This window comes from Psychrobacter sp. S1-30-MNA-CIBAN-0213, assembly GCF_040309845.1.
In the GTDB taxonomy this organism is placed as follows: domain Bacteria; phylum Pseudomonadota; class Gammaproteobacteria; order Pseudomonadales; family Moraxellaceae; genus Psychrobacter.
The window spans coordinates 1-13,440 of record NZ_JBEOPE010000017.1 but is presented as its reverse complement, the minus strand read 5'-3'; the positions used below and the strand labels follow the sequence as shown (position 1 = coordinate 13,440).

Genomic DNA, 13,440 nt, shown 5'->3' with positions numbered 1-13,440 from the left:
TTGTACCTTTTTTATTTTGAACTGACTATATAACGTTTAAATATATACAGCGGCGGTGTACTTTTAACTAGGTTCACCATCTTACTATTAATAGGGATATAAGGAGTTTGTAGTCATGACGACTTTTGCCGCACAGCTCCCCCTATTTCGTGCTTACGATATTCGCGGGGCGCGCCAGTATTTTACTACTGAATTTATAGCGGCATTGGGTGAGGTTTTCGCGCAGCTATATAAAGCGCAAGTTTTTCATGCAAAAAGTAGTCATCTAGAATGCAATCACTCAAAAAACAACCATTTAGAAAACTGCAATACAAAAAGCATTCACGCAACAGAGAAGCATTTAACTAGCAAACATCATCAAATCAATAAAGCGAATCCTCAAGCCAACCTTCAAACCAATACTGTGGTCATAGGTTATGATGTGCGCTGTGATAGCGATACCATAGCTCACATGCTTGCCAGCAGTTTAAGTCAGCATGGATTAACGGTTATCCAGTTGGGGCTTATCACGACTCCAATGATGGCATTTTGGGCGCAGCAATATGATGGGCATGGCATTATAGTCACCGCCAGCCATTCTGAAAAGAACATCCTAGGGATAAAGTGGCTGGTAAATAATGCCTCCCCTAGTGACGCTGACATTCAAGTAATTCACCAAAGCCTAACGAGTGATAATTCCTTAAATGACTCTAGCTTTCAACATAACAAAAATAACCAGCAATACAACAAATTTCAAGTAAATACATCTAGTGCCTGTAATGCAAATATTCTTGCCAGCAACCTTATCAGCTTGCCTACTAATACTGTCGCCTCCACTTATATAAGTGCTATCGAGCAAGTATTTGCTCGTATCGAAAAACAAACTAATCAATCCCCCTCTCATAATCGTGGTACTGCAACCAAACTGGACTTAAAGATCGTTCTTGATTGCCTAAATGGTGCAACCAGTAGGATTGCTCAACCTTTATTTGAACGCTTTTGTAAGCAAGTTATTGTGCTTAATGATATTCCTGACGGTAATTTTCCAACAGGCAATCCTGACCCTACTGAACCAAACCGTCTGGCTGAGCTCCAGCAAACTGTTATCATCAACGAGGCAGACATAGGTCTGGCCTTCGATGGTGATGGCGATAGATTGATGATCGTTGATAATAGCGGTAAGGTCGTCACCCCCGATCATTTGCTGTATTTATTAGCACGAGTGGCAATCATAGAACGTCCTACGCTCAACAAAAAACCAAACGCCCCGCAGGTTCTGTTTGATGTAAAGTGCTCTCATCATTTGCCACGCTTACTTGATCAGCTCGATGCGATACCAGTGATGAGTAAAACGGGTAGTAGCTTACTGCGCCAACAGCTCCAGTCTCATAATAGCCAAGCTATATTTGCCGGTGAATTATCAGGGCACTTTATCTTTAACGACGACTATTTTATTGTTTATGATGACGCTATGTATGCTGGACTGCGCTTGCTACACTGGCTAGCATCGACCGTTGTCAAATCTGACATTACCGCACTACGAGGTATCGTTACTAAGACCTCTACCCGCAATCTGCCTCCAAATTATGATGAATGGGGCGCGCCTAGAAGAGCAACCTTGCCGTATCGGCTGACTGATATTACGCAACATTTACCAAAGCTTGTGAGTACTGCTGACAACTACTTACCACTGTCGGATGATGCTTCTAATCATTGTTCAATCGTAAAGCATCTGACTACGTTTTGTCATTATCTACAGCACTTGGTTGAAGAAACTAACGTTGAGTCTTCTGTTATGGATGCAGCGACCTTACAAACAGACATTATAAAAACAAAGGGTTTAATGACCTTGCCATCATGTCGTTGCTTCGATAATGTACAGCAGATAACATCCACACAGGCTAAACAGCTCTTACCAAAAGGCACGCTGTTATCTTTTATCGATGGTGTACGTTTAGACTTTGCTCATGGCTTCGGTGTACTGCGTCAATCAAATACCAGTCATAGCCTTACAGTACGTTTCGCAGGAGACAATTTGGTCGACATGAAAGACGTGCAAGCGCGCTTTGTGACATTGTGTCAGGCCTTTGATACACAAATAGCTGAACAAATTGCCGCTATTTCTGCTGAGTAAAAGCAGCAACAGTAACGAATAATCATTCAAAACAATATTTATTTAACAATAGCTTTAAACATAAATTCTTTGCCATTACTGGTATAAAAATTAGTATAAAAATGCGTAGGTAACGACCGTTTTATAATTGTATTTTAGGAGAGTATGATGTCGCTTAATTTAGATGATGCAAAAAACACCGCTGAAGTGTTGACCACGGCGCTGCCTTATATTCAACGCTTCGTCGGTAAATTGATTGTCGTCAAATATGGCGGTAACGCGATGACCGATCCTGCACTTGAAAGCTCATTTGCACGTGATATCGTACTTCTAAAGACTGTCGGCCTACATCCAGTAGTCGTCCATGGCGGCGGTCCACAAGTCGATAATTTGTTAAAAGAGCTTGGTCGCCAGTCTGATCGTATTGACGGTATGCGCGTGACAGATAAGCGCACCATGGATATCGTTGAAATGGTACTTGGTGGCAGTGTTAACAAATCTATCGTTAGCCTTATTAATAAGCATGGTGGCAGCGCTATTGGACTAACTGGTAAAGATGCCAATCTTATTCAAGCTAAAAAACTACTAGTAGAAAAAATCGGTGAAGACGGTATTGCGGTACCTGTAGACTTAGGCTACGTCGGCGATGTGGTTAGCGTCAATAAAGATGTGATTAATATGCTTATTGCTTCTAACTTCATCCCCGTCATTGCACCGCTTGGGGTTGATGAAGAAGGTAATACTTATAACATCAATGCAGATTTGGTTGCGGGTAAGGTTGCAGAGTTTTTACAAGCAGAAAAACTGATGCTGCTGACCAATATTAAAGGGGTACTAGGTCGTGACGGTGAAGTAGTCACTGGCTTAACGCCACAGAAAGTCGATAGCTTAATTGAAGATGGTACGATTTCAGGCGGTATGATTCCTAAAATTCAATGTGCGCTTGATGCAGTACGTAGCGGCGTGAAAAGTGCAGTTATCGTTGATGGTCGCGTCCCGCATGCCACGCTATTAGAGATTTTCACCAACGAAGGTGTCGGCACGTTAATTAGTCGTGATTTGGGTTCATCGATGAGCTGAGACTAGGAGCAAGTAATGGCATTGTGGCTATGGTGTCTGCTTTTTATTTTAGAGAGTCTATATTGCTGGTGGATAATTGGTTACGGCGGCGCAAAATGGATAGAAGGTTGGAAATCGTTTTTTCTTATTGAATGGTTTGCACTTGACTGGAATGCTGAACAGATTCGGATGTACGTGCTAATTATTTGGGTAGCTAGCCTAATCTGGTTTATCTTGGGGGTTATAAAACCTGAACTTAGATTATTCTAAGCTCAGGTTTTGCTACCTCTTTTTACCTAAAAATGCTAATTTCTTAATAAGCGCAAAACTCTACGGAGCTATGACTGCTATTACCATACACTTTCATGCGGTGATTACCTTTACGCTCAGTAAAGTACGAGGTCTCATTGTCATAACGGTCACCATCTAAACGACCATTTGGCCCTGAGACATAAGCAACATTAATGCGACCATCACCTTTAGAATAGCCTTTTTATGAAAAAGTCATGTCAAACGTTTCTTCATCAAAGCCGCAAAGCAATATCGGTCGACCTTTATTTTTATCTGCCAGTTTACCTTCTACGATTGGACGTTTAATCATGCTAGTATTTTCTACTAGCAATTCAATAGCCTTGTCTACATTGGCATCAGCTGCTTGCTTTTGCTCATCATCTAATTTGCGCCATGTCGTCCCCCGCTTATTCAACACTTTATCAATACCAAGCGCATCTACCCAACGCTGGACACTTTGTTTATCGATACCTTTTTTATCATCACCTTGCTTTTTATAATCGTGAAAATCATAGCTTACATTCAGCTCATCAAGCTTAGTAAATGTTTTTTTCATGGTGCTACAAGATTTGATACCGTAAATAGTGATGGTCATTGGAACTCCAAGTTAATTATCGTTATTCTCTTTATTATACCCAAGACTGGCTAGTTGTAGACCGCAACCTTAGCTATAATCAGTTTTTAAACGCCAAACATATCACGCAAGCAAACCATCATATCATCGCAATTTTCACCAAATTACGCTATGCTATGGCATTGTAAAATTTCACCTATTTTTATCTGTATTAACCAATTCCGAGCCGACTATGAGCAACGCCGTGACAGCAGACCAATCTAATACTAACAATGCTAATGCCAACGCTAATAACGTTAATAATATTGCTACTGACAGCACCCAATATCAGCCGCAGCTGATTGAATCTGCGCAGCAAGCCAAATGGGCGACCGACAAACGCTTTGAAGTAAGTAATGAGCCAAGTGATAAGCCAAGTCGTTATATGCTGTCTATGTTCCCTTACCCAAGTGGTAAGCTACATATGGGTCACGTGCGTAACTATACGATCTCTGATGTATTAAGCCGCTATTATCGCCTAAAAGGCTATGAAGTCATGCAGCCAATGGGCTGGGATGGTTTTGGCTTGCCAGCTGAAAACGCAGCGATTGCCAACCAGACCCCACCTGCCGAATGGACGTTTGCCAATATCGATAACATGCGCGCGCAGCTTAAACTGCTTGGTTTATCCATTGATTGGTCACGTGAATTTGCTACCTGTAGCCCTGAGTATTATCAATGGGAGCAGTGGTTATTTTTACAGTTATATAAAAAAGGTCTAGTCTATAAGAAGCTTGCTACCGTCAACTGGGATCCGATTGATAATACCGTCTTAGCCAATGAGCAAGTCATCGATGGTAAAGGCTGGCGTAGTGGCGCTGCGGTCGAAAAACGCGACATCCCAATGTATTACTTTAACATCACCGATTATGCCGATGAGTTGCTTGATGATTTAGATCAGTTAGAGGGTCATTGGCCATCTGAAGTACTAACCATGCAGCGCAATTGGATTGGTCGTAGTGCAGGTATGGAAGTGCATTTTCCTTATGAGCTTGCTGGGGAAGATAACACTTTAGACGTGTTCACTACTCGCCCTGATACCTTAATGGGCGTCACTTATGTAGCAGTTGCCGCTGAACATCCGCTAGCGCAATACGCTGCTGAACATAGTGAAGCGATTGCTGAATTTTGTGCACTTTGTAAAAAAGGCTCAGTTGCTGAAGCCGATCTAGCTAAAGCTGAAAAAATCGGTATGGATACTGGGCTAACCGTTACCCATCCATTAACAGGCGAAAGAGTATCTGTTTGGGTTGCTAACTACGTATTAATGAGCTATGGCTCAGGTGCGGTCATGGCAGTGCCAGCGCATGATGAGCGCGACTACGAGTTTGCTATTAAATACAACTTACCTATCAAGCAAGTTATCAAGTCCCCTGATGGTTATGCTGAGTCCGTTATCGCCGAAGCCAAAACAGATGGTTCTGAGCCAAACCTTGCTTATACTGAGCGCAATACCCTAGTCAATTCAGATGAATTTGACGGTATGGATTTTGAGCAAGCGTTTGAAGCAATGCTAACTAAGCTTAAACCGCAAGGTCTCGCTAATAAAAAGATTCAGTATCGCCTGCGTGATTGGGGTGTATCTCGCCAGCGCTATTGGGGCTGCCCTATTCCAATGGTCAACTGTGAGCATTGCGGCACGGTACCTGTTGAAGAGCAAGATTTACCAGTCGTCTTACCGACTGATGTCGTACCTGATGGACGTGGTAATCCCCTTAAAAATATTCCAGAGTTTGTTAATACTACTTGCCCTAAGTGTGGCAATCCTGCTGAGCGTGAAACCGATACCTTTGATACTTTCGTTGAGTCAAGCTGGTACTATGCGCGCTTTGCTAGCCCGAACGACTCGCAAAACATGGTCAATAAGTCTGCTGCTAACAAATGGTTGCCTGTCGATCAATACGTTGGCGGTGTAGAGCACGCCGTTATGCATCTGCTTTATGCACGCTTCTTCCACAAGCTAATGCGCGATGAGTCACTGGTATCAGGCGATGAGCCATTTGCTAACCTTATGACTCAAGGTATGGTACTTGCTGGCACTTTCTATCGCGTTAATACGGATGGTAGTACAACTTATTACTTCACTGAAGACATTGATATTGATTATAACGAGCGCGGACAACCGATTAAAGCTATCCTAAAATCAGATGGACAGCCTGTAACAATTGGCAAAATTGAAAAAATGTCTAAGTCAAAAAATAACGGTGTTGATCCGCAGATAACCATTGATAAATACGGTGCTGATACGGTTCGTCTATACACGCTATTTACCGCTCCTGCTGATCAAACACTAGAATGGTCAGATGATGCACTAAAAGGTCCTTATAACTTCGTTAAAAAAGTGTGGCGTATTGCGACTGAGCACATGCAAGCACTCACTGCAGCGAACTTAGACCTTGATACGCTAAACAAAGAAGCCCTCAATATTGACGGCTTAAGCAAAGCTGCCAAAGGTTTGCGCCGTAAGACTCATGCAACGATAGCCAAGATTGATAGTGACTTAGGTGATCGTCTAGCATTAAACACACCAGTATCAAGCCTTATGGAGCTTGCCAACGAACTTGCTAGCTTCAGCGCCAATAGTGAGCAAGATCTGCAAGTACAGCATGAAGCATTGATTGATTTGCTTATCATGTTATCAGTATATGCACCGCACGTCGGTGAGCACTTACTTGAGCAGCTAGGGCTTGATACAGTAACACTAAACTATCCAGCCGTTGATGAAAGTGCCCTTGTGCAGGATATGATCACGATGGTTGTGCAGGTCAATGGTAAAATGCGCGGCAAGATGGATGTAGCCCCTAACAGCGATCCAGAGCAGCTAAAAGCACAAGCACGGACAATGGAAAGTGTGGCAAAATTCCTTACCGGTGAGATTAAAAAAGAGATCGTCGTGCCTAATAAACTGGTTAATATTGTGGTTGCAGGCTAAACCTTTTAACACTTAGTGCTTTAAGCCTTTTTATCAAAATAAGGATAGCGATTATGTTAGATAAGCATCAAGCTGTGCAGTCACATCAAAAGAAATCAAGCAGACAAAAACTAGCGACAGCGTTACTCGCCAGCTTGCCGATGTTTACGTTGCTTGGTGCGACAGCAAGTCTTAGCGGCTGCGGTTTTCAATTGCGCGGTTATGATACGCCAATGCTATTTGATGTTGCCAAGACAGCGGTAATTATCGAAGACAATCGCACCTCATTCCCACTAAAACTACCACTAACACGGCGTCTAGAAGCCTTAGGTGTCGATGTGGTTGATAGTATGGCTATAATCGAAAACGCAAATGTCGAAAGCAATACAAACGCTGAGCAAATCGCTACGATTACTGTCAACAATGTACGTTTTAAACGTTATGAATTAGTCGGTGTATTAACAGAGATCCGTTTAGTATTATCAGCTGATGTCAGTTACCGCACTGTCGAAAACGGCAAACCTGTAAGGCTAAGCAACCCTATTCAAGTTGAGCGCAGCTATCAATATAATGAAGCATCAGTCAGTACCGACGATCAGCAAGGCGATCAAATCCGTGACTGGCTATATGATAGTTTAGCGCGCCGTATTACTGATCAGTATGTCGCCATCTCTTTGCCTAAGGTTGCGCCTGCTAGTGCCAATAAGTCTTCTCAAACCCTTAAAAGTCCAGAAAAGACCACTGTAATCGCGCCAAGCTCATAATACTTGTGATGTCGCTTACCGTCGCCTTATAATTTAAACCATGCCCGAAAATTAGAATAGCTAAAAAAACAAGTGTAAGCACTACATCTAGTAGACTAAACGAATTTGACAAAGCTAAGCCTGTTTTTGAGTCTGGCATTATTTTAATTTTAAAAGGTTATAGCTCAATACTTATGCAAGATACCTTTATACAAGCCTATCCAAAACTACTACAACCCTCAGTTGCAGTAGCAGGCTTGTGGCTGGCACACGGAGATGAGCCGTTACTGAGTCAATGGCTTATCGATGCACTACGTCCACATTGGCGCGCGCAAAACTACGCCATCAAGCGTATAGAGCTGATATCGGTGAAAAGCTGGCAAGAAGTATTATCAGAGCTGGGTAGCCAGTCTTTGTTTGATGATGCAAGCGCGCTCATCGTGACTGGTAATCATAAACCTGACAAAACCGTTATCGCTGAGTTAGAACGCTTCGCTCAGGACGCGCAAACAGGTGCGCATAGTCATAGTTTATTATGGTTAACATCCAAACAAGACAAGCGGTCTCAAAGCAGTAAATGGTTTGCACCGTTTGCTCAATATGGTCACGTTATTGATTGCAACTTATACAACGAACAACAACGTCAACAGCTATTGCAAATACAAGCTCAACAGTTTGGCTTAAAGCTGTCTCAAGAGGCTTGGCAACTGCTTATGTCACATACTGAGCACCATCTGTTAAGTGCCTATCAAACACTGTGGCGACTCTCTTATCTGTTTGCGCCACAACTAATGGCGAATGGTGATGATGCCAGTCAAGAGCATGGTACATCTACAAAGCCTGCTACCAATGTCGCCTTGGATATAAAAGATTTACAAGCCGCCTTAGTCAGTGATGCCCAATTTAGCGTGTTTGATTTATCGGATGCAATGCTTGCTGGTAATAGTCCACAAGTGGCAAAAATCATCTTTCAGCTTAAAGCCACTGATGAGCCAACGACCTTAGTGCTCTGGGCGATTAGCAAGGACATGCGTCAGATTATGCAATTGATGGATGGACAAGACCCACAAGCTCTTGGCATATGGCGCAGCAAACAAGGCTTATATCAACAAGCTTGCCGCCGTCAGTCAAAAGCCTATACTGCCGAATGGCCTACCCTGCTTTATCGCTGTGACCAAGCGATCAAAGGACTGGTTCGTCAGCCAGCTTGGGAATTACTGTTGCAAGCAGCGTTAGAGCTATCAGGGCGAAGGTTGTTCGCTATGCAATAAGTATTAGAAATATGTTTTACCCGCTCTCTATAATCATTATTGTAAAACCAATTAAATCAACAATCACTACCATTAGCCTTCTTATTTTCGACTGATCCTTATATAGCCCACTCTAGATAATCTATACTCAGGCTAAACTTACCTTCCACACTCTTGTTTTTTCAAAACAACCTTAACCTTTCTTAAACTAATTGCCATTCCCTTTTACCTATGAAGTCTCTACTATACATACACTTGAGTTCACTGTGATTGGATTGTTGTTATGCGTAAAATGAGCAAAAAGTCTGCTATTAAATGGGGTGTCATTGTCCTGATTGTCGTAGCATTGGCGGCGTTAGCTTACACTACTCTAAAACCAGAAGAAGAAAAACCCAACTATCTGACAGCGACTGCTGAGATTGGTGATATCGAAAACAATGTCATGGCCTCAGGGAAAGTCAAAGCCCTCAATACCGTTGATGTCGGTGCACAGGTATCTGGTGAAGTAAAACGTCTCTACGTTGAGGTTGGTGATGAAGTACAAGAAGGCGATCTTATTGCTCAAATCGATCAAGTAACTCAAAATAATAACTTAAGCAATGAGCAAGCTAGCCTTGAGCAAAGTGAGGCCGCATTACAAAGTGCACGCGCAGAAGCATTAAGCCGTCAAGCTGGTCTAAAAAGTGCCTATGCTGATCTTGCCAGCCGCCAGTCTGAGCTTAAGCAAGCACAGTCAGACTTCGCACGTTTGCAAGACTTAGTCGCTATCGATGCGATTTCGCAGCAAGAGTATGACACTCAAGCGACTAGCGTTGAAACAGCAAAAGCCGCGGTTGCTAATGCGCGCGCTGCTATAGATACTGCTAAGGCTGCTATTGCCACTACGCAGGCTAATATTAATGGCCAACAGGCAGCATTACGTAAAGCGCAAACTAATGTAAGTACGGCAGAGGAAGATCTCAGTTATACCACCATCCGTGCGCCTATATCAGGCACCGTCGTTTCTATTACTACCGAGCAAGGGACGACTGTTAATGCCAATCAAACCGCACCGACACTGGTCACTTTAGCGGATTTATCAACGGTTCGTATCAATGCACAAATCTCTGAGGCCGATGTTATCAATGTTGAAGCTGGTATGCCCGCCTATTTCAATATCATTGGTAATCCAGACCAGCAATATGATGCAGTGCTGACTGCTATTGAACCAGCACCTGAGAAAATTAGTGAGACCAGTTCAACGGACTCTGCTATCTATTATGTGGGCTACGTGGAAGTGCCAAACCTTGACAGATTGTTTCGCATTGATATGACGGCGCAAATTTATATTGTTATCGACCAAGCCAAAGACGCGTTGCTCGTACCATCAGCTGCAGTGCAAGAAAAACCATCTAAAAATAAAGCCGATAAAAAAGCTAAAACCAGTAAATTCATACGCGTATTAAATAACGATGAAACAGTAGAAGAACGCGCAGTAACTGTAGGGATTGATAACCGAGTAAATGCACAAATTCTAAGTGGTCTACAAGAAGGTGAACAAGTCATTATCAGTGAAGGTAGTGCCAAAGGTTCTGGTAGCGGTCGTATGCGTGGCGGTCCACCAGGAATGTAACTTGCTCTTTGTATATGTTGGTTGCAATGGGGCTTAAGCACGATAGCCCTACTGCAGCGACGTTCATCATCCTTGATTAAAGACATTGCTATGACTATATCTCAATCTTCTAAACCATCGTCTAACAGTGAAGCCAGCCAAGGCTTAGAGCAACAAGCGTCTGCCAACAGTGCTAACGCCACTAGAAAACCTGACTCACAGAATCATACTCAATCGGCAGCTGACAAGCCTATCATGCAACTGTCGGGTATTATTCGAGAGTTTCCTGCAGGTGAGCAAACCATTCGCGTCTTGCACGATATCAATTTAACCATTAATCAAGGCGAAATGGTCGCTATCATCGGGCAATCTGGCTCTGGCAAGTCCACATTGATGAATATCTTAGGCTGCCTCGATCAAGCAACAGCTGGTGAATATAAAATCTATGGTAAGTCAGCACGTAAGTTAGACGCTGATGAGCTTGCCAAGCTACGCCGTGAGCACTTTGGCTTTATCTTTCAGCGCTATCATTTGCTTGGTGATATCAGTGCAAGAGACAATGTTGCTGTCCCTGCCGTATATGCTGGCATGGATACGGAAGCTCGGATTAACCGTGCCGAAAAGTTACTTACCGACTTAGGGCTTGGGGATAAAGTCGGTAATCGCCCCAATCAGCTTTCAGGCGGACAACAACAACGTGTCTCTGTCGCTAGGGCCTTGATGAATGGTGGTGATATCATCTTAGCCGATGAGCCAACTGGTGCGCTTGATAGTAAGTCTGGCGAAGATGTGATGGCAATATTACACGACCTAAATGCAAAAGGTCATACCATCATCATGGTTACTCATGACCCAAACCTTGCTGCACAAGCTGAACGAGTAATTGAGCTCAAAGACGGCTATGTCATTGCTGATTATAAAAATGACAATTATCAACAAACTGATGCTAAACCCGAACCCATTTTAGACAATCACCGCAAAAGCGCGTTTGCTAGTTTTATTGATCGTCTGTTCGAAGCATTTAAGATGTCTTTGCTTGCTATGCGAGCCCATAAGATGCGCACCTTGCTAACCATGCTGGGTATTATTATCGGTATTGCTGCTGTCGTCTCTATTGTAGGTCTTGGTCAAGGCTCCCAGCAGCAGATTCTTGCCAATATCAGCTCACTGGGTACTAACACCATTACCGTTAGTGATGGTTACCCTAGGGGCGATCCAAGACGTCGTTACAATGATGACAACCTGACCCCAGAGGATGCACAAGCGGTTGGTAATCAGCCCTATATTACCAGTGTTAGTCCGCAGGTTAATGCCAACTCCAGTGTTCGCTATCGCAACATACAAGAGGAATCTACCGTCAATGGTGTCGGTAAAGACTACCTACAAGTCACTGGTGAGACCTTAGCACTCGGCCAAGGTTTCGACGAGCAAAGTATTAACTTGCGTAGCCAAGATATCATTATAGATGACAATGCCAAGCAAACCTTTTTTGCAGATAATGACAATCCTATTGGCGAGGTAATATTAATTGGCAGCGTTCCAGGGCGAATCATTGGTGTGCTTGAAGAAAATGATGGCGGTTTTGGCGCAGATCTTACTACGCCTACCATATACATGCCTTATACCACCGTAATGTCACGTATTAGAGGCAGTACCAATATCGATCGATTTGTGGCCTTGGTAAGTGATGATGTCTCCTCAAGTGTGGCTGAGTCTGCAATCTCTGACTTAATAGAGAGCCGTCATGGTGAAGAGGATTTCCAAATTCGCAACTCAGACTCTATACGTCAAACTATCGAGTCAACAACAGGCGCTTTGACGCTACTAATCTCATCAGTTGCCGTTATCTCACTGATAGTTGGCGGTATTGGCGTGATGAATATTATGCTGGTATCAGTTACCGAGCGTACTAACGAGATTGGGGTGCGTATGGCAGTTGGTGCGCGTCAAAATGACATTATGCAACAGTTTTTGATTGAGGCTGTGTTGGTCTGTATTTTAGGTGGTCTACTGGGTATTGGGTTGGCATTCGCCATTGGTGAATTAATCAACCGTGTTGGCGGCGATAGCTTCAAAGTTATTTACTCGCCAACTTCTATTATTGCTGCTTTTGTTTGCTCAACGCTGATTGGGGTTGTTTTCGGATTTTTGCCAGCACGAAATGCCGCCAAACTTGATCCCGTTGAAGCACTTTCTAGAGATTAGCTAATGATTTATGAAGCAACATATAAGATATAAAGGGTTAAGAATAGATAAAACAGTAAAAAAAGAAAGAAATCTAAATTTTTATGTGAGATTTGCACTTTTTTTAAAATGCGGGGTTGTAATTGTCATAATAATATATATAATGTGCTCTCACGTTTAGGGATACAAATTCTTTAAACGAGAGAACAAACTTGATGTCTCTGTTGATATTGATAAGTCGATATATAAAGAAATTAAGTTTGAAATAATCTCCTTTTAAGGAAATTATTCTTGCGAAGCTAAAAAAGCAGTGCTTTTTTTATACACTTCTCAGGGCCGTTAGCTCAGTTGGTAGAGCAGTTGACTTTTAATCAATTGGTCCCGCGTTCGAATCGCGGACGGCCCACCATTTTTAGTTTAATCCTTATTAAGCGTTCTGCCCTATCCGGTAGTTGTTTAATAAATTAGTTTGAAAGACCTTATTTAGGTTTCAAGTTTTATATAATTTCCCTTTAAGGAAATTATTCTTGCATACAATCAGATATATTGATTATATGCATAAGTATTAGATAATCCTATTTAAAGGATTTTCTCTTGCGAAGCTAAAAAAGCAGTGCTTTTTTTATACGCTTCTCAGGGCCGTTAGCTCAGTTGGTAGAGCAGTTGACTTTTAATCAATTGGTCCCGCGTTCGAATCGCGGACGGC

General features: G+C 42.7%; 9 protein-coding genes and 1 tRNA gene. 9 read left to right on the top strand and 1 reads right to left on the bottom strand.

Annotated elements, in window-relative coordinates; translation table 11 throughout:
- The first annotated feature begins 115 nt into the window (after window positions 1–115).
- The 3 genes from AAEY87_RS12980 (at window position 116) to AAEY87_RS12970 (ending at window position 3,421) form a co-directional block, all read left to right on the top strand.
- The gene (locus tag AAEY87_RS12980) at window positions 116–2,113 is read left to right on the top strand and encodes a phosphohexomutase domain-containing protein (RefSeq protein ID WP_350657476.1); all 1,998 of its coding nucleotides are present in this window, start codon (window positions 116–118) and stop codon (window positions 2,111–2,113) included.
- Window positions 2,114–2,260: 147 nt separating this feature from the next.
- Window positions 2,261–3,172 (top strand): acetylglutamate kinase, encoded by a 912-nt coding sequence (gene argB, locus AAEY87_RS12975; protein ID WP_068034720.1) that lies wholly within the window; start codon window positions 2,261–2,263, stop codon window positions 3,170–3,172.
- Between the two features lie 15 nt (window positions 3,173–3,187).
- Window positions 3,188–3,421 (top strand): hypothetical protein, encoded by a 234-nt coding sequence (locus AAEY87_RS12970; RefSeq protein WP_068034718.1) that lies wholly within the window; start codon window positions 3,188–3,190, stop codon window positions 3,419–3,421.
- 223 nt (window positions 3,422–3,644) lie between these two features.
- On the opposite strand, the gene AAEY87_RS12965 is transcribed toward AAEY87_RS12970, so the two are convergent.
- Window positions 3,645–4,037 carry a Spx/MgsR family RNA polymerase-binding regulatory protein gene (locus AAEY87_RS12965; RefSeq protein ID WP_350657475.1) on the bottom strand — a complete coding sequence of 131 codons (393 nt, stop codon included), beginning with the start codon at window positions 4,035–4,037 and terminating at the stop codon, window positions 3,645–3,647.
- A gap of 211 nt (window positions 4,038–4,248) precedes the next feature.
- Between AAEY87_RS12965 and leuS the strand changes: the two genes are divergently transcribed.
- The 6 genes from leuS (at window position 4,249) to AAEY87_RS12935 (ending at window position 13,143) form a co-directional block, all read left to right on the top strand.
- Window positions 4,249–6,987 carry a leucine--tRNA ligase gene (leuS, locus tag AAEY87_RS12960; RefSeq protein ID WP_350657474.1) on the top strand — a complete coding sequence of 913 codons (2,739 nt, stop codon included), beginning with the start codon at window positions 4,249–4,251 and terminating at the stop codon, window positions 6,985–6,987.
- A 53-nt stretch (window positions 6,988–7,040) separates the two neighbouring features.
- Window positions 7,041–7,730 carry an LPS-assembly lipoprotein LptE gene (locus AAEY87_RS12955; protein WP_350657473.1) on the top strand — a complete coding sequence of 230 codons (690 nt, stop codon included), beginning with the start codon at window positions 7,041–7,043 and terminating at the stop codon, window positions 7,728–7,730.
- Window positions 7,731–7,903: 173 nt separating this feature from the next.
- Window positions 7,904–8,980, top strand: a complete 1,077-nt coding sequence (locus tag AAEY87_RS12950; RefSeq protein WP_350657472.1) for a DNA polymerase III subunit delta — start codon at window positions 7,904–7,906, stop codon at window positions 8,978–8,980.
- Between the two features lie 262 nt (window positions 8,981–9,242).
- Complete coding sequence (locus AAEY87_RS12945; RefSeq protein ID WP_068326179.1) at window positions 9,243–10,571, top strand: efflux RND transporter periplasmic adaptor subunit; 1,329 nt, start codon at window positions 9,243–9,245, stop codon at window positions 10,569–10,571.
- A 234-nt stretch (window positions 10,572–10,805) separates the two neighbouring features.
- Window positions 10,806–12,755 carry a MacB family efflux pump subunit gene (locus AAEY87_RS12940; RefSeq protein WP_350657493.1) on the top strand — a complete coding sequence of 650 codons (1,950 nt, stop codon included), beginning with the start codon at window positions 10,806–10,808 and terminating at the stop codon, window positions 12,753–12,755.
- Between the two features lie 312 nt (window positions 12,756–13,067).
- Window positions 13,068–13,143 (top strand) — tRNA-Lys (locus AAEY87_RS12935).
- The last annotated feature ends 297 nt before the right edge of the window (window positions 13,144–13,440 follow it).